This window comes from Candidatus Photobacterium acropomis (assembly GCF_030685555.1).
Taxonomy (GTDB): Bacteria; Pseudomonadota; Gammaproteobacteria; order Enterobacterales; family Vibrionaceae; genus Photobacterium; species Photobacterium lucens.
In genome coordinates this window covers 1678605-1697644 of sequence record NZ_CP131609.1, presented here as the reverse complement: position 1 = coordinate 1697644, position 19040 = coordinate 1678605, and the positions used below count along the sequence as shown (strand labels likewise).

Here is a 19040-nt window from a genome sequence, read left to right as displayed (position 1 = left end):
TCGCAATATACAATGCAAAGCCGATCATCCGATCGGCTTTTCTATCTCTGCAACATGGCTTGTTTTTATTCGTCGACGAAAAGAGAACTTGAGTGAAATAAACATTGCAGCAAAAACAATCAAGCCAGCTCCTATCCACTGAATGCTATCGAACCTTTCCCCTAACCACCAATGAGCAAATAAACCACCAAACACTGGCTCAAGCCCTAGTAAAAATGAAACTTGAGTTGGATTGGTATGTTTCACACCATAGTTTTGAATATAAAAAGCAAACAAAGTACAAAACACCACGAGATAACTCACATATAGCCAAAAATTAACCGTGTTCGGTAAAACATACTGCTCACTAGGCACCACTAAAAACAGCAAGACAATACAAACTAAAGTCACTACAGATGATTGAATAAAGGTCGCTAATAGTGGCTCACATTGTTGTTTTTCCATTTTCTTTTTTGTCATCACAACAAATGCAGCTCGGCATAATGCCGCCAATAAAATTAACCCATCTCCCATATTAAATTGCAGTTCTGTCAGGTTTTCCCCTACCAGCAAACCCACACCACAAATAGCAATCAGGGCAGCAAAGAGTTCTTTAAAGGCAATGGCATGGCGATTAACAAACGCATCCACAAGTGGCGTGAAGATAATAAATAAGCTAATTAAAAAAGCAGCATTAGAAGCGGTTGTATAATAAACACCATACGTTTCAGCGAGATAAATAATACTTAATATCACTCCTGTTGGTGCCAATTGCCAGTACGTTTGCCACCGCCACTGCTTGATAATAAGTGGCAACATCAGCACTAAAGTAAGGCTAAATCGGATCACTAAGAACAGTAATACGCTGGTGTACAGCATGGCTTCTTTGGCGATGCCGTAACTGGTTCCCCAAAAAACCGCCACGGCTAATAGCCCAAAGATTGCGATCATGCGGTGCTTTTGCCCTACGTCGAATGTTTGCCAGATCTGCGCCATATTCTTTCTCCTACATCATTTAAGTTGTAATCAAAATGTTATATGTTTGACTGATAGTTGATAATCCAACCTTCAAGCAAAGGATTTGTGACTGATGGACAAAAATAAAATCATTCAGCTTCTACCTGATATCGCAGCATTTGTTACTGTTGTGGAATCTGACAGTTTCAGTGCTGCGGCAAAAAAACTAGGAATGACACCATCCGGCATTAGCCGCCAGATCAGCCGATTAGAAAAAGAGCTTCAAATACAGCTGATCAAACGCAGTACACGTAGCCAATCACTGACTCATGCAGGGCAAGAAGCCTATCAATACGGTAAGAATATCCTGCAAAATGCGCAGGATGTCATGAACCTAGCAGGTAACCAAGCTCAAGAAGTGGAAGGACAACTCACCATAGCGGCACCAAAAGCATTTTGTCGCCAAGTCCTCCAGCCTTTACTGCTGATCTTTGTAGAACAACATCCAAAAATTAAGTTAAAGATCCAAGTGACGGATAAGCCGATGGATCCTATCTATCATGATGTCGATGTGGTTTTTAAACTCACCAATAAACCACAAGCTAACTTGGTTGCGAAAAACTTAGCCACTAACCATCTTGTCTTGTGTGCATCGCCACACTATCTCGCTCAGCGAGGTATGCCACAACATCCAAAGCAATTGGTCGATCATGATTGTATTTATCTTGGAGAAACCATTGTCGATAACCAATGGCGTTTTAAAACAGACAATGAGCAAGTCACGGTAACTGTTAACGGTCGTTATATTGCTAACCATACTGAAATGCGATTAGAAGCAGCACTGAATCATTTGGGTATTGCTGTATTGCCTTTTTTTGTGGCTAAGAAAGCCATCGAGTCAGGTGCATTAACCCCCGTACTGCCACATTGGGTATTACTCGATAATTACCAAGGCGAAGTCTTTATGCAGTATCTTCCCAACCTCAATATGCCTTATCGTCAAAGAGCTTTTATTGATTTTATAACTGAGCAATTTACTTATGCTGAAAATAAATCATTAATGAATGCAATTAATGGCTTGTAACACCTTATCGATTCACGTAAGTTGGTTTTAATGCTCAATAAATAGGCAACTTATGAACCGTTCAACTATCTACACTTGGCTCCTCAATACGCTACTGCCATCCGGCCAGTAGTCTATTGCTATCTGGCTGTGAGTAATGCTCAGCCAGTGACCTACCGCATTTCTCGCAGTCTTTCTATTAACATTCAGCGAGAAATAATATGACACCATCAACCCAAGATAACCCCAAAGAAAATAATAAATCGTCCTACTCTGATATCAATAAAGGCATCATTTTTGCGCTAATTGGTACGGCCTTATTTTCCATCAAACCTGTCTTTATTAAGCTTGCCTACCAGTTTGGGGGCGATGCCGTCTCGATTATGACATTACGTGCCATTAGTTCCGTCCCTATCTATATCATTATGATGTTCTGGTTACTGAGAAAGGCAAAGCATAGAGCCAACTTCAAACACTATTGCTTAGCTGCCAGTGCTGTGGGCATTCTTGGTTACTATTTGGCGTCATATTTAGATATTGCCGCTATGGCGTATATCAGTGCGCAATTAGAACGACTATTGATCTTTTTATTCCCAAGTTTTGTCGTGTTAATTAGCTGGATTGTTTTAAAACAAGCACCCGTTAAAGGGACTTTTAAAGCGATTTTTCTTGGTTATATCGGCGTTGCGTTAATTGTTTTTCATGACATCAACAATATCGGCAATAACGTTTTATTAGGAAGTGGATTGGCAGTAGCTTCTGCTTTTGTCTTTGCTTGTTATTTAATTATGAGCAAAAAGTTAATTAGCCAAATGGGAAGCCAGCTTTTTACTTGTATTGGTATGGGATCTGCTGGGATCGTTATTTTGATTCAAAGTCAGTGGCAAGGCATCAATGTGATCACATTGGATCCAAGGTTAATAGGATTAGGGATCGCTCTTGGGATCTTCTGTACCGTCTTGCCCTCTTTCTTTGTTGCAGCAGCGATGCAGAAACTCACCCCATCTCAGTTAAGTTTAACCAGTAATGTAGGGCCTGCAATAACCGCTATTTTTGCTATTACTATCTTAAACGAGCCTTTTACTTGGTTTCACGCTGTTGGCATGGTGTTTGTGGTGTATTCCGTCGTTAGCATGAAGAAAAGAGAGTAATGATACAGATATTTTTACTCTATTGCTGTGATCCTTTTCGTCTTTGGTAAACTTCGCAAACGATTGCATTTTATTTCAACAAACAAACTCATTGTTGGTTTAATGACCTTTACTTAACTATGAGATGCTTTTAGAATCGGGCAAATTTTTTGGTAGGGAAACAAAATGACAACATTAACGATTACTCGTCCTGATGATTGGCACGCACACTTACGTGATGGTGATGTATTAAAAGATACAGTAAGGGATATTAGCCGTTACATGGGCCGCGCGATTATCATGCCTAATTTGATCCCTCCTGTTACAGATACAGAATCTGCTTTAGCTTACCGTGAGCGCATCCTAGATGCTCAACCTAACCCAACTTTCTCACCTCTTATGGTTATCTACCTAACAGATAACACATCAGCTGAAGAAATTAAGAAAGCAAAAGCGTCTGGTCATGTCTATGCAGCAAAGCTTTACCCTGCAGGTGCAACCACTAACTCAGACTCAGGCGTAACATCGATTGATAAAATTCGTCCTGCGTTAGTCGCAATGCAAGAAGTGGGTATGCCACTGCTTATTCATGGTGAAGTGACTCATGATCATGTTGATATTTTCGACCGTGAGAAAACCTTCCTTGATACCGTGCTTGGTCCTATCGTTGAAGAATTCACATCACTAAAAATTGTACTTGAACATATCACCACAGCAGATGCGGTGAAGTTCGTACAAAATGCTGGTGACAACGTAGCTGCAACGATTACGGCTCACCACTTAATGTTTAACCGTAATCACATGTTAGTTGGCGGCATCCGCCCGCACTTCTACTGTTTGCCGATCCTTAAGCGCAATACCCACCAGCAAGCATTAGTTGATGCTGCAACCAGTGGTAGCAAAAAGTTCTTCTTAGGCACAGATACTGCGCCACATGCTAAAGGTCGTAAAGAAGCAGCTTGTGGTTGTGCAGGCTCTTACACAGCTCACGCAGCTATCGAGCTTTATGCTGAGGTATTTGAACAAGCAAATGCGCTAGATAAGCTAGAAGGCTTTGCAAGTTTCAATGGCCCTGATTTCTATGGCCTACCACGTAATACTGATACGATTACACTGGTAAAAGAGTCATGGACGGTTGCTGAAGAAATGCAATTTGGTAACGACACTGTTGTACCAATTAAAGCTGGCGAAACCATGAGCTGGAAAGTGAACGCTTAATCGCTCACAAAAGAGAATAAAAGAAAGGCTTCCGTTTGGAAGCCTTTTTATTTCTTTGTGTTTAGCTTTCTAGTTAACTAAACAGACTGTTATGCCGTTTGTTTACTTGGCACTTTTAATTTATGAAACAAGCGATATAACACAGGTACCACAATCAAGGTTAATACCGTGGCAAAGCTTAAACCAAACATAATGGTAACTGCCATTGGCTTAAAGAACACATCGGGTAACAGCGGGATCATGCCTAACACCGTGGTGATTGCTGCCATACAAACAGGGCGCACACGACTTACCGCTGCATCCACAACCGCTTGGTATTTTTCCTTACCGCTTGCTATCTCAATTTCAATTTGATCGAGCAGAACGATACCATTTTTCACCAGCATTCCCGATAAGCTTAAGAAACCAAGCAATGCCATAAAACCAAATGGGGTATTTAACAGCAGCAAACCTAAGGTCACACCAATGATTGCTAATGGCACTGTTGCCCACACAATCAAAGCTTCTTTAACCTTATTAAATAGGAAGATAGTGATAAGGAACATCGCTAAATAACCCATTGGCATAGTTTGGAACAGTGACGCTTGCGCATCTGCTGATGACTCATATTCACCGCCCCACTCCAAGCTATAACCTTCTGGTAATTCAATCGCAGCAATCGCTGGCATAATACGCTTTTGTACTGTCGCTGCGGTTTCTTCACCAATAGGATCAGGATCTGCCATCACCGTTAATACACGTTTGCGGTTTTTACGTACCACTAACGGATCTTCCCAGCGCACATTCACATCCAGCACCACTTGTTGCAATGGAATATAACCTTGGATCGCAGGGCTCCAAATCTTCATCCCTTCAATTGTGCTGATATCTACACGCTCTTCTTCCGGTAAACGTGCCACAATAGGCATTAAGTTTGTGCCTTCACGATATAAACCTATGTTGATCCCTGAGAATGCCATTTGCAGCAACTCATCAACATCCTTTTTCGTAATACCGTAGCGCCTTGCTTGGCTTTCATTAAATACAGGTTCAATAACCTTGGTACGTTCACGCCAATCATGACGAATGTTAAATGCCCCAGGATCGGCATTCATCACATCGACGACTTGTGATGCTATACCTCGCAGTACCGTTGGATCAGAACCCACTATACGTGCTTCAATTTTCGAACCCGATGATGGACCTAACATCACCAACTTGGCTTTGTATTCAATTTCAGGAAAATCTTTATCTAGCTGCTCCCTGAACTTTTTCATCACAGGTACTACGTTTTCAAACGAATCAACCCGAACAATTAGCTCACCATAAGCGGCATAGCTTTTCTCTGGCGCATAAGTCAGCATAAAACGCTGCGAACCTTTACCTGCACTTGAGCTGACGTATTCAACCCCTTCTTCAGCCCCAACCACTTTCTCCAGTTGTTTTAAAGTATCATTAGTGGCACGAATATCGGTACCTTCTGGGAGCCACACATCCACCATAAACATCGGTGTTGTTGATGCTGGGAAGAACGATTGTTTCAATAATGTAAAGCCATACACACTACCGCCTAGCATCAAGATCAATACGATCACTGTCATCCATGCTTGGCGCATACAAAACTCTAATGACTTACGATAAACAACAAAGAAAATACTGCCATAAGGATCTTTTTGATCATCAGCTTGATCGACTTTGACATTCTTAAAGAAAAGATCAGCAAAGAATGGCGTTAATGAAATCGCTGTAAACCAACTCAACATGAGGGAAATAAGAAGTACAGTAAATAGCGTTCGACAATATTCACCAGTTGAGTCTTGCGATAAACCAATCGGTGCAAATGCCATAACTGCAATCACTGTTGCTCCCAATAATGGCCACTTGGTTTGGGTAACAATATCAGAGGCCGCCTGCATTCGCGTCCGCCCTTTTTGCATCCCTATCAATATCCCTTCGACCACTACGATGGCGTTATCCACCAGCATACCCAGAGCAATAACCAATGCACCTAGCGAAATACGTTGCAGATCAATCGCCAACCATTTCATAAACACAAACGTGCCTAAAACAGTTAACAGCAAGATCAAACCAATAAGTAAACCAGAGCGTAGTCCCATAAAGAACAGCAGGACGACAATCACGATCACGACAGCTTGCCCTAGACTGACCACAAAACCACTGACTGATTTATCAACTTCGATTGGCTGGCTATACACCGCATCAATATCAATACCAACCGGTTGTTGCTCTTTGAGTTCAGCCAGCCTTTGCATAACACGCTGACCAACTTCAACGACATTGACCCCTTCGATAAAAGAAACACCCACATTTAAAGCTTCATGACCATTAAAGCTCACTAAATTATCTGGAATTTCTTTAAAGCCTTTTTTGATGTCAGCAACATCACGTAGGTAAATAAGACCATTAGCCCCCTTTTCGGTAATGATCAAATCCCCCAGTTCATCGACATTTTTAAACTCACCCGTCGGATGCACACGCACATATTCATCACCAATACGAACAGCACCAGCACTAGTCACTAAGTTTTGTGTCGCAAGAATGTTGTAAATGGTATCTAAGGAAATACCTAAGCTACTTAAACGCTGCATTGAGATTTCAATGAAGACTTGCTCTTGCTGATTACCTGTAACGCCAACTTTACCTACACCATCAACCAATTCGATTTCACGTCGAAGATAATCAACATAATCACTTAGCTCTTTATAGCTATAACCATCACCAGTGATCGCAAGCAAAATACCGTAAACATCCCCGAAATCATCAATGACTTTAGGTTGAGCAACCCCCGGTGGCAAGCTCGATGACATATCATTGACTTTACGGCGGAGCTCATCCCAAATTTGCGGAAGATCATCAGGGCCATAGTTGTTTTTCATAGTGACCGTGATCTGCGATAAACCACGGCTAGAAATGGAATTCACTTCATCAACATAAGTTAACTGCTGAATCGCCTTTTCTATAGGATAAGTGACCTCTTCTTCAACTTGCTGCGGTGTGGCCCCCGGATAAGCGGTAACAACCATCGCATCTTTAATCGTAAATGCAGGATCTTCTAACTGCCCTAAGCCAAAGAAAGAAAACGTACCACCAACAAGAAATATTAGCGTCAGCATCCAGCTGATCACCTTATTCTTGATAAAATAAGTCGCAATATCTTGTTTCATTATTGTTGGCCCTCCTTAGCAAACACCACCACTTTTTGTCCCTCTCTTAAGCGGTTTACCCCAGTGACAACAACCTTTTCACCTTCCTGAAGACCAGATTTTAGTCTCACTCCTTCAGGCACAACCTTATCTGTTACCACTAAACGTTTTGTCACTGTATTTTCAGGCGTTAAAACCCAGACATATTTATGTGTCGCTTCTATTGCGTCACCATCTTGGTTAAACAATGCTTCTAGTGGGACAATTTGTTGCCCCACTTTATACACCTGTAATTTCTGAGCATCGGCTTCCACTTCAACTGACATACCATCCAAAATAAATTGGTTTTTAGGCATTGGCATAGTGAGTGTGACAAGGAATGAACCCGATTCTGGATCTGGCTCGGTGGTAAACTCTTTTAATTTAACAGGAAGCTTTTCACCGTTAGGAAGGATCACTTTTGCCGCAGAGCGATCGCTATTATCGACATCTAACACACTTTGCTTGGAATAAATCATGTCAGGTGCTTGGATTTCAATATCCACAGAATTAACACTGTGGATATTCATGATCTGCTGACCAACTTGAATATTCTCAAACTGCTCGACAGGAATAATAGAAATCACCCCCGAGAAAGGCGCCTTTAATTCAGTGAAGCTTAATTTGAGCTTCGCTAATTCTAAATTTGCTTTCGCGATACTGCGCTGCGCTTCTAACTCATCGAATTGTGATTGCGGTAAATAACCATTACGTAATAATTTTGCAGAACGTCGATATTGACTATCAGCAACATTAAACTTTGCCTGAGCATCATCAACACCGAGTTTGTAATCACGGGGATCTAAACGTGCGAGTAATTGCCCTTTCTTAACCGTGTCACCGGTGCGGATCAAAATTTGAGTGATCTCCCCAGGAATTCGGAACGACAATATCGACTTATCCGCAGCAGATGCTACCGCAGGAAAGGTTAATTTAGGCGGCTTACTGCCCTCTTTGACTGCTTGTACTTTAACAATCGGTTGCACGACACGCGGCTCGACTTGCGGCTTTTCACAACCTAATAATAGAAAAGAAGCACACACCGTCAGTGTTAATAAACGATAAGACTTGATCATAGTCCACGCTCCTTGATCCACGGACGGACCTTTTGATCTGCTTGTAATTCAGAGACTCCAGATGTTGCTATCACATCACCGTCATTCAATCCTGAAATAACACGGTTATTTTTATCTAATGTAACTTCTACTTTCTCTACTTGCTGGTTGTCATTCACACGCCAAACAAAGTGTTTATTACCTTCAGTGATAACAGCACGAGTCGGGATTGCCCCCGCATTACCTTGAGGAAGCACAATCGTCACAGAGCCAGACATACCCGGCATAATATTGCTACCTTCTGGACGTGTCATAGAAAGGGTGACTTTATAGCTTGAGGTTTTGCTATCTGGCTCGGTATCAATTTCTTTAAATTGAGCAGGAAAGGTTTGGTTAGCTAAAGTATCAAATGCCACCGTCGGATTAATCTCTTCAGCATGACCTTGAAAACGGGCAAGTAAATAGTCTGGTAGCTGGAAGGTCATATTGATCAGCTTGGCACTTTGAATATGCATAACAGGCTGTTTAGCTGCTACATATTCAAAATTTTCAACCATAGATAGCGATATATGCCCATCATAAGGCGCAATCAGCTTGGCATAACTTAAATTAGATTTGGCTTTATCTAATGCTGCTTTTGCCTGTTTTAAATTAGCTTTTGAGGCGTCATAGTCAAGCTCTGATACCACGTTAGTCTTACGTAATTGACTATTACGTTTAAATTGCACATTGGCTAAATCATATTGCGCTTGTGCTTGTTTCACCAACAACGATAACTCATCAGGGTTTAAAGTCGCTAAGGTTTGCCCTTTTCGAACAAACTCTCCGGGATGGGCTTGAACATTATTTAATTGTCCTGAAACTCGAAATGCCAATACGGCTTTATCGCCTGCTTCAACAATGGCAGGGAATGAACGCAGTGATTCATTATTGCCAACCGAAACCGATTGTAATTTTACAGGTCGCGACTCTGGTTCCATCACCGTCACTTTCTCTTCTTTACAGCCAACTAAGGCAAAACACACTAAAAGTGTTGTGCAAAATTGTCGCCTCATACTACTCTCCATGATCTTGCATACGTGAGGGCACTGTTATTGTTAATATTACGTACAATAAATATATAATTATGAATAATAGAGCTTTGTTTATTAACAATCTTGTTTCATTTTACGAAATAGAGGCAAGGTCACAATCCAAGCCACTATTTTTATTTATAAAAAAAGGAGCCACTTTGGCTCCTTCTTTATCTTTTCATCAAAAATGGCTTATTTTTCCATTTCAGCAATGTTCACACGCCACGTATCAGGGCCTGTTTGGTGAGCATTGACACCGTTAGAATCAACAGCAACAGTGACGGGCATATCTTCGACTTCAAATTCGTAAATCGCTTCCATACCTAAATCTTCAAACGCCACCACACGTGCTTTCTTAATCGCTTTCGCAACAAGGTATGCAGCGCCACCAACAGCCATTAAGTAAACTGCTTTATGCTCTTTAATAGATTCAATCGCAGCAGGGCCACGCTCAGCTTTACCAATCATCCCCATTAGGCCAGTCTCACCTAACATCATGTCGGTAAATTTATCCATACGCGTTGATGTCGTTGGACCAGCAGGACCTACAACCTCATCACCTACCGCATCAACTGGGCCAACGTAGTAGATGAAACGACCATTAAAATCGACACCATCCGGCAGACCTTCACCGTTTTTCAGCATTTCTTGAATGCGCTTATGAGCAGCATCACGACCGGTTAAGATCTTGCCTGATAACAGTACTGTTTCGCCTGACTTCCACTCTTGAACATCTGCTTTCGTGATAGTGTCTAGGTTAACGCGACGAACGTTGTCTCCCACTTCCCATGTCACTTCTGGCCAATCAGCCAGTTTAGGTGGTGTAAGCTCCGCAGGACCTGTGCCATCTAGCGTGAAATGAACATGACGAGTTGCAGCACAGTTCGGGATCATACAAACCGGTTTAGACGCTGCATGTGTTGGCGCGGTTTTGATTTTCACATCAAGGACTGTTGTTAAACCACCAAGCCCTTGCGCCCCAATACCTAGCTTGTTAACACGTTCAAAAATATCTAAACGCAATGCTTCTTCGGTGTTCTGTGCGCCACGCTCTTTCAGTTCATGGATATCAATCGATTCCATTAGCGACTCTTTCGCAAGTACTGCTGCTTTTTCTGCTGTACCGCCAATACCGATACCTAGCATACCCGGTGGACACCAGCCTGCACCCATCAGTGGCACTGTTTTTTCAACCCATTCTGCAATATCGTCAGATGGATTTAGCATCACCATTTTAGTTTTGTTTTCAGAGCCGCCACCTTTTGCTGCGATCTGAATTTCAACCTTATCGCCCGGTACCATATCAATGTGCACCACCGCAGGCGCGTTATCTTTAGTATTAATACGACGACCAGCAGGATCTGCCACCACAGAGGCACGCAGTGGGTTATCTTGATTGGTGTAGCCTTGACGAACACCTTCATCAATCATTTCTTGTACAGTCAGATCGCTATCCCACTGCACGTTCATACCAATTTTCACGAAACAGGTAACAATACCTGTGTCTTGGCAAATTGGACGATGCCCTTCGGCAGACATACGAGAGTTAATTAAGATCTGTGCGATCGCATCTTTTGCGGCTTGGCTTTGCTCTTTGTTATAGGCTTTTTCTAAAGCTTGCACGAAATCCAGTGGGTGGTAATAAGAGATATATTGTAATGCATCAGCCACACTACTAATCACGTCTTCTTTACGGATGACAGTCATATTTGCCCTCGTTGAGTAATATCATTCCATGGCGCCCGGAGTATTCTTCCAATTTTGTAGGGTGAAGTACACGTTAAGTACATGTTCATCTTTGGGCGTCTTTCGCCGAATATGATACTCTTGCACTTATTATTGCGCTACGCGCCAATCAAACCCTTGTCACAAAAAAGAAAATGATTTGTAAATCACATCCAGAATTAAGCATTACATCTCTCGTCTATTCAAAAGACGCTGCATTAACATGGTTTGCACCACTCTCTGGTTTGCCATGGGCTATGATATTACGCTCGGCCGCAGAAAATCATCCCGATAACCGTTTTGACATTGTGGTTGCCGATCCTTTAGCCACTATCGAGTCAGAAAGTGGCACTAACACCATCACTTATGCCAATGGCGAGGTAAAAACCAACACTGCCGATCCATTTGCAGAAGTGCAATCACTACAACAGCAATTATTACCTGCACTTAGCCCAATTGATGAACTTCCTTTTATTGGCGGGACACTGGGCTACTTTAGTTATGATCTCGGTCGCCAAGTAGAGCAAATTGCCACGCTGGCTGAGCACGATATTCCACTGCCAGATTTAGCCCTTGGCATTTATGATTGGGCATTGATTGTTGATCATAAAAAGCAAACAGTGACATTAGTTGAGCCTAAAAATGGACAACGTAAAGCATGGCTAGAACAGCATCAAACCGCTTTTTCTCATGCGCAAATAGCAACAGAGCCAACAACTGCTCATAGCTTTTCATTAACATCATCATGGGCATCGAACATGACCCGTGACAGCTACCGTAACAAATTTAACAATATTCAAGAGTATTTGCTGTCCGGCGATTGCTACCAAATTAACTTAGCCCAGCGTTTTACAGCTAATTATGAAGGTAATGAATGGCAAGCCTACCTTGCCCTTGAAGCCGAAAATGGTGCGCCATTCTCTGGTTTCATTCGCTTACACCAAGGTGCTATTTTATCCGTATCGCCAGAGCGCTTTTTGCAATTGCGTAATGGACAAATTGAAACTAAGCCAATTAAGGGCACACGCCCTCGTAGTAACGATGAAGCGCAAGACAAAGAAAATGCCCTTGCACTACAACAGGCAAATAAAGATCGCGCAGAAAACTTAATGATTGTGGATTTACTGCGTAATGATATTGGTCGTGTGGCAGCTCCGGGGACAGTAAGCGTTCCTCACTTGTTTGCAATTGAAAGTTTTCCAGCTGTTCATCACCTTGTGAGTACGGTAACTGGTGAATTAGGTGCCGAACACAGTGCTACAGATTTGTTAAAAGCCTGTTTTCCTGGAGGTTCAATTACAGGCGCGCCAAAAGTGCGAGCGATGGAAATCATTGAAGAGTTAGAACCGCATCGCCGAAGTATTTACTGTGGCAGTATTGGCTATATCAGCCGCTGTGGTGCAATGGATACCAGTATTACGATTCGAACATTGGTGGCAAATGAGCAAAAAATCCATGCTTGGGCTGGCGGTGGTATCGTGGCAGACAGTGATGCTGACAGCGAATATCAAGAAACTCTCGACAAATTGAGCAAAATTCTGCCAGTCTTATAAGAGGTATTGATAAATACATCACATTAATATTTAGGACATAACAACCTAACGATTTAAGCCAAGAGGTTTTATGGTTGAACAGCAGCAAATTTTAAGTCGATTTATTCTTGCACCAAGTCTGCAATACGATCAAAGTCATGAAGATCGTATTCGCCAGCATTGGAATGCATCTCATCCCTTTAAACAAGCTGCTGTACTTATCCTTCTGGTGCGCCGTAATAATGGCTTTAATGTGGTGCTAACACGACGAGCAGAACACTTAAAACATCACCCTGGACAAATTGCTTTTCCAGGGGGGCGTTTTGAGCCGACTGACAGTGATTTGATCAGTACCGCACTTCGTGAAACATTTGAAGAAACCAATATCATTTGTCACCGTCATGATGTGCTAGGTAATTTGCCAGCTTTACCCACTGTAAGTGGTTATATGGTGACACCTTTTATTGCCACTATTGACCCTGATTACATCGCCATTCCAGACCCAAATGAAGTGGATATGATCTTTGAAGCACCACTCAATCACCTGCTGAATCCTGATAATATTCGTCAGCATAAATTTCTTATCAATGGCAAAAATCATCACGTCTACAACATCCCTTATGAAGGCTATCCAATATGGGGTGCCACAGCCCAAATGATTAAGCTACTTTCAGACCAAATTTGGGATGATAATTTGTAGTCGTTTAGCTGTTTTTTTAGCTCCTGCCAAATCTTAAAATGTGATCGATGTCTTTTTATTTTGTACCACAAATAAAATGGATTACATAACGAGATCTTTATCATTGTATTCCCGCTGTAAATAACGAAAATGCACGTGTTCCTAAAACAACGTTCCGTTCCGTTCCCTTTTTTTGGATGACAAAAAATGCAAAATACATCAACTGCAGTGAAAACTGGTGTAGCAAAAACACGTTGGACTTATAAAGATTTTACATGGGCATTATCACTATTCGGTACAGCCGTAGGTGCTGGTGTTCTATTCCTTCCAATTAAAGCTGGCGCGGGCGGTTTCTGGCCACTTGTTATTTTGGCACTAATTGCAGCACCAATGACTTGGCTTGCGCACAAAGGTCTAGCACGTTTTGTTCTTTCAGCGAAAAACCCAAATGCTGATATTACAGACACAGTTGAAGAGCACTACGGTAAAGCAGGTGCAAACCTAATTACTTTTGCTTACTTCTTCGCTATCTACCCTATCGTGCTTATTTACGGCGTAGGTATCACTAATACCGTTGACTCTTTCATGGTTAACCAGCTAGGCATGGAGTCAATTCCACGTTGGTTACTATCAGGCGTATTAATCGCTCTGATGACTGCAGGTGTGGTATTTGGTAAAGAGCTGATGCTAAAAGCAACGTCAGCAATGGTTTACCCTCTAGTATTTATCCTACTAGCGCTATCTATCTACCTAATTCCTGACTGGAACACATCAATGATGTCTGTGGCACCAGATTGGTCTTCTATGCCTGCTGTTGTATGGCTTGCAATCCCAATCATCGTGTTCTCTTTCAACCACAGCCCAATCATTAGCCAGTTTGCAAAAGAACAACGCCACGTTTACGGTGAAGATGCAGTGAAGAAAACTGACATGATCACTGGCGGCGCAGCAATGATGCTAATGGGCTTTGTTATGTTCTTCGTTTTCTCTGTTGTACTGTCTATGTCTCCAGAGCAACTAAACATGGCGAAAGAGCAAAACATCTCTGTTCTTTCTTACTTAGCGAACGTTAAAGATTCACCAGCAATCTCTTACTTAGGTCCACTAGTTGCTTTCGCTGCTATCACATCAAGCTACTTCGGTCACTTCCTAGGTGCACATGAAGGTCTTGTTGGTCTAGCTAAGTCTCGCAGCAGCATGCCTGTAAGCAAGATTGAAAAACTATCACTAGCATTCATCGTTATCACGACTTGGATTGTAGCAATCATCAACCCAAGTATCCTTGGCATGATTGAAACAATGGGTGCACCAATGATTGCTGCAATTCTGTTCCTAATGCCAGTAGTAGCGATGCAAAAAGTACCAGCAATGGCGAAATACAAGACGTCTGTAGCAGCACGTATTTTCACCGCTCTGTGTGGTATCGCAGCAATTACATCTGTGATTTACGGCGCATTCTAATCGCTTGATAAACAGACGCTATACAGACACAAAAATACTTCTTTTTTGAAGCATAAAAGATAAGAAAAGGTATAGCGTTCTGGTACAATAGACTCAATCTATACGATAATTAAGGGCAGGATGCTTTATAGGTTCTGCTCTTACTTTTTTAAGTACGCTCGCCAAGGAAGGGGCGAGTTATAAAACGCATACAGTCTTGGCCGGAGGCAAGAACCGCTTCCCCCGACTGAGGTAATAACATGATCAGTGTTTTTGATATTTACAAAATCGGTGTGGGCCCTTCCAGTTCACATACTGTCGGTCCAATGAAAGCAGGTAAAGAGTTCATCGATGATCTGCGCTCTATGGGTAAACTACGCGACGTAACTAAGATTACTGTTGACGTATACGGCTCTCTTTCTCTTACTGGTAAAGGCCACCATACTGATATCGCTATCATTATGGGTCTTGCAGGTAACAGCCCTGAGCATGTTGATATTGACAGTATTCCAGGTTTTATCGCACGCGTTGAAGAAACAGAGCGCCTACCTGTTGGTATGCACTGCCACACTGTTGACTTCCCTCGTGATGGCGGTATGAACTTCCACACAACTAACCTTGAACTGCATGAGAATGGTATGTCTATTCATGCATGGATTGGTGACGAGAAGATCTTCTCTAAAACTTACTACTCTATCGGTGGTGGTTTCATCGTTGACGAAGAAAACTTCGGTAAAGCACAAGAATCAAAAGTCGTTGTTCCTTACCCATTCAACTACGCATCTGAGCTTGTTGATCAATGTAAAGAGCACGGCCTATCAATCAGCTCGCTAGTGATGGCGAATGAACGTGCAATGAACGCAGAAGATGAGATCAGCAACTACTTTGCTAACATCTGGAAAACCATGCGTGATTGTATGGATCGTGGTATGAACGAAGAAGGTATCTTACCGGGTCCGCTACGTGTTCCACGTCGTGCCGCTGCACTTCGTCAGCAACTAATGACATCTGAGAAGCTAAGCAACGATCCAATGACTGTGGTTGATTGGGTGAACATGTTTGCTTTCGCAGTAAACGAAGAAAACGCAGCTGGTGGCCGTGTTGTAACTGCACCAACAAATGGCGCATGTGGCATCATCCCTGCGGTACTGGCTTACTACGATAAGTTTGTTCAGTCTGTTGGTCCTAAAGAGTACACACGTTACTTCGCAGCATCTGGTGCTGTTGGTGGTCTATACAAGCGTAATGCATCTATCTCTGGTGCTGAAGTTGGCTGTCAGGGTGAAGTGGGCGTAGCATGTTCTATGGCTGCTGCTGGTCTTGCTGAGCTTATGGGTGGTAGCCCAGAGCAAGTATGTATGGCTGCTGAAATCGCTATGGAGCACAACCTAGGTCTAACGTGTGACCCAGTTGCTGGTCAAGTTCAGGTTCCATGTATCGAGCGTAACGGTATTGCTGCAGTTAAAGCAATCAACGCATCTCGCATGGCACTACGTCGTTCATCTGATCCTCGCGTTTCGCTAGATAAAGTTATCGAGACCATGCTAGAAACAGGTAAAGACATGAATGCTAAATACCGTGAAACATCACAAGGCGGTCTAGCAATCAAAGTCATTTGCTAATTTAAGCATTAAGACTTCTTTCGAAAAGCTGCCTATATGGCAGCTTTTTTATCTCTACATCCCCTACCAAACCACACCCCGAACTATTCCATTAAAGTATTTTTCTTTTTGATTAATTTATAATACAAATAAATTTCGATTTAAGGTCATTTGATATAGAATCGCATAATCAATGTGATTGATAACACGTGTTAGGTGATTTTCAACTATTCATCCGTTTCGTTTAGTCCTATACTCAGTCGCGTGTAAAGCCATCCCAATATATTCCTCTTTAGAATGGCTATACTCTTAGAACGGTCGCCTAATTTTGGTGTGTAATGAAGGATTTATTTCCACTTTTAGAGAAGCAGTATTGCTATGAAATATAAGCGTATCCTCTCTCAAAGCCACGTGGTTTTGAAAGAGTTTTATGTCGACCATCACTTAATTGTAAAATTATCTAATGTCCAAGGCGATGTTCATATTAACGGTCATGCTATTGAATTAAAAAACAATAGTACGTTTGTAGTGCCAAAGTTTAGTCATATTTCATGTTCTATTAACCAGCTTAATAGCCAAGAAAACATTGAACTACAACTGTTGATGATCGATGAAGAGTCAATCACTGAAGCATTCAAATATATCAGTGCATTAAAGCAACCAACATTCCCGACAGCAAGTTGTTCACCGGTATACACCATTGAAACTCCAGATGTTGTAGAGCAAAACTTTGCCCTATTTAATAAGTTGTTACCTTCTATTTGCGGCTCCGCAATGGAAAAAACACTATTAAGCCAATGTTTGACCTTTATCTTAATGGCACTCAATGAAGCAGGTATCGATGTCTTTAACGTTTACCGCTTTAACTATGATGAGCCAAAAGAGCGCACCATTGCTCGCTTAATTACGCAAGATCCTCAACGCAAATGGAGTGTTGATGATATGGCTAAAGCATTATTTACGACCCAGTCAACATTGCGTCGTCATTTAGCCAAAGAAGGTGTTTCATTTAGTCAGTTGTTACTTGATGTCCGTATGGGGCTCGCACTGAATTACCTGACGTTCTCCAACTATTCTATTTCTCAAATAGGTAATCGTTCGGGCTTTGGTAGTGCAGCTTATTTTTGTGATGCATTTAAACGCAAATATGGCATTACTCCATCACAATTTAGAACAACATCTCGACGAGAAAATGATGTGAATACTGAAGGTAATTTTACCTACAAGCCAAATGTGCAAATCACACAGTCTTGCTGTTAATTAAAATCGCCACATAAATAAAAACCTCGCCATTGCTAGCGAGGTTTTTTTGTATCTGATAGTGATGAATTTCAGATACAAAAAAGCCCCGTTTTTCAACGAGGCTCTTCAATTCTTAATTTTTTAAGATTAAGCAGCAGCTTTTAGACTTACTTGCTCTTTCTTCAATTCACCGATTGGTAGAATTGTACGACCATATTCAGCGTTTAGTACTTGTGCCATTGCAAAGTAAATTGCGCTTGCTCCACAGAAGATACCTTCGATACCTGCGATGAAACCAATAGTTGCATTGCCAGTGAAATCACGAACTGCTAGTAGGAAGAATAGGATCGTTAATGAACCAAATACTACTTGCTTAGCGCGTGGGTAACGTAGCGAACCTACGAACATGAACGCTGTGAACACACCCCAAAGAGCTAGGTACCAACCCATGAAATGTGCAGGACTTGCAGCAAAGCCCATCTTAGGCAGTGCAATTAGACCAACAAGCGTTAACCAAAATAGACCGTAAGAAGTGAATGCTGTTGTACCAAATGTATCACCACGCTTGAAACACATCATACCTACTAGCACTTGGCCTAAACCACCGTAGAAAATACCCATAGCTAGGATCATTGAATCTAATGGAAAGAATCCAGCGTTATGGATGTTTAAAAGAATGGTAGTCATACCAAAACCCATCAAGCCTAGCGGTGCTGGGTTAGCTAATTTTGTAGACATTTATGTCCCCTGCAGGAGTTATTCAATAAAAGTGGTAAATATTAAAATGTGGTTGCATGTTAAATGCGCGGCGAATTCTAATAGATGGTGAGAGACAGATCAACGTATAAACCGTCGAAAAGGCAAGAAAATGAAAAAAGTTGAGAAGAAAATCCATTTTGTAAAGATTTCAGATAATAACAAGGGATAAAATTTGTTAGGAAACGTGAAAATATGAATAACTATCTTAATCTTATTCAGAAACTACCATCAAAAACACCTAACATATTGATTTATAAAAACACAAAAAAGTCATACAAATAAAAATGCATGTTACAACCTTTTTTAGATATCGCAGTTATAACAGTACAGTTCAGAGAAAAATCGAACATTTGTAAGATAAAATGTAAATATTCATGTTTTAAACGATAAAAACAGCCTTCTAAA

Annotated in this window: 14 protein-coding genes; 8 read left to right on the top strand and 6 right to left on the bottom strand. The window is 41.7% G+C overall.

Features of this window, described 5'->3' with window-relative positions:
• Nucleotides 1-24 precede the first annotated feature (24 nt).
• Nucleotides 25-975, bottom strand: coding sequence for a DMT family transporter (locus Q7657_RS14825; RefSeq protein WP_107165083.1), 951 nt, complete (start codon nucleotides 973-975; stop codon nucleotides 25-27).
• 94 nt (nucleotides 976-1069) lie between these two features.
• On the opposite strand from Q7657_RS14825, the gene Q7657_RS14820 reads away from it, so the two are divergent.
• The 3 genes from Q7657_RS14820 to pyrC all read left to right on the top strand — a co-directional run bounded on the left by Q7657_RS14820 (nucleotide 1070) and on the right by pyrC (nucleotide 4347).
• On the top strand, nucleotides 1070-2020 hold the full coding sequence (locus tag Q7657_RS14820; protein WP_107165082.1) for a LysR family transcriptional regulator: 951 nt from the start codon (nucleotides 1070-1072) through the stop codon (nucleotides 2018-2020).
• Nucleotides 2021-2220: 200 nt separating this feature from the next.
• Nucleotides 2221-3150: a DMT family transporter gene (locus Q7657_RS14815; RefSeq protein WP_107165081.1), complete on the top strand. Its 930-nt coding sequence runs from the start codon at nucleotides 2221-2223 to the stop codon at nucleotides 3148-3150.
• Between the two features lie 165 nt (nucleotides 3151-3315).
• Nucleotides 3316-4347: a dihydroorotase gene (pyrC, locus tag Q7657_RS14810; RefSeq protein WP_107165080.1), complete on the top strand. Its 1032-nt coding sequence runs from the start codon at nucleotides 3316-3318 to the stop codon at nucleotides 4345-4347.
• 89 nt (nucleotides 4348-4436) lie between these two features.
• Here the strand turns inward: pyrC and Q7657_RS14805 are convergent, their stop codons facing one another.
• The 4 genes from Q7657_RS14805 to Q7657_RS14790 all read right to left on the bottom strand — a co-directional run bounded on the left by Q7657_RS14805 (nucleotide 4437) and on the right by Q7657_RS14790 (nucleotide 11364).
• Nucleotides 4437-7511 carry an efflux RND transporter permease subunit gene (locus Q7657_RS14805; protein ID WP_107165079.1) on the bottom strand — a complete coding sequence of 1025 codons (3075 nt, stop codon included), beginning with the start codon at nucleotides 7509-7511 and terminating at the stop codon, nucleotides 4437-4439.
• Nucleotides 7511-8605 (bottom strand): efflux RND transporter periplasmic adaptor subunit, encoded by a 1095-nt coding sequence (locus Q7657_RS14800; protein WP_107165078.1) that lies wholly within the window; start codon nucleotides 8603-8605, stop codon nucleotides 7511-7513. Before Q7657_RS14800 ends, Q7657_RS14805 begins: the two co-directional genes overlap by 1 nt.
• Nucleotides 8602-9639, bottom strand: coding sequence for an efflux RND transporter periplasmic adaptor subunit (locus Q7657_RS14795; protein WP_107165077.1), 1038 nt, complete (start codon nucleotides 9637-9639; stop codon nucleotides 8602-8604). The genes Q7657_RS14800 and Q7657_RS14795 overlap by 4 nt, the downstream gene beginning before the upstream one ends.
• 210 nt (nucleotides 9640-9849) lie before the next feature.
• The gene (locus tag Q7657_RS14790; RefSeq protein ID WP_107165076.1) at nucleotides 9850-11364 is read right to left on the bottom strand and encodes a fumarate hydratase; all 1515 of its coding nucleotides are present in this window, start codon (nucleotides 11362-11364) and stop codon (nucleotides 9850-9852) included.
• A 173-nt stretch (nucleotides 11365-11537) separates the two neighbouring features.
• Here Q7657_RS14790 and pabB point away from each other — a divergent pair, with 173 nt between their 5' ends.
• The 5 genes from pabB (at nucleotide 11538) to Q7657_RS14765 (ending at nucleotide 17894) form a co-directional block, all read left to right on the top strand.
• Entirely contained in the window at nucleotides 11538-12935 is a 1398-nt protein-coding gene (gene pabB, locus Q7657_RS14785; RefSeq protein WP_181319780.1) for an aminodeoxychorismate synthase component I, read from the top strand.
• Between the two features lie 70 nt (nucleotides 12936-13005).
• A complete protein-coding gene (locus Q7657_RS14780) occupies nucleotides 13006-13614 on the top strand; it encodes a CoA pyrophosphatase (RefSeq protein WP_053988299.1) in 609 nt (202 codons plus the stop codon).
• 186 nt (nucleotides 13615-13800) lie between these two features.
• Entirely contained in the window at nucleotides 13801-15054 is a 1254-nt protein-coding gene (locus Q7657_RS14775) for an aromatic amino acid transport family protein (protein WP_107165074.1), read from the top strand.
• 239 nt (nucleotides 15055-15293) lie between these two features.
• Entirely contained in the window at nucleotides 15294-16655 is a 1362-nt protein-coding gene (locus Q7657_RS14770; protein WP_053988301.1) for an L-serine ammonia-lyase, read from the top strand.
• Nucleotides 16656-17012: 357 nt separating this feature from the next.
• Nucleotides 17013-17894, top strand: coding sequence for a helix-turn-helix transcriptional regulator (locus tag Q7657_RS14765; protein ID WP_045069213.1), 882 nt, complete (start codon nucleotides 17013-17015; stop codon nucleotides 17892-17894).
• A gap of 129 nt (nucleotides 17895-18023) precedes the next feature.
• Here Q7657_RS14765 and Q7657_RS14760 read toward each other — a convergent pair whose 3' ends face one another.
• A complete protein-coding gene (locus tag Q7657_RS14760; RefSeq protein ID WP_107165073.1) occupies nucleotides 18024-18614 on the bottom strand; it encodes an acetate uptake transporter in 591 nt (196 codons plus the stop codon).
• Nucleotides 18615-19040: the final 426 nt, after the last annotated feature.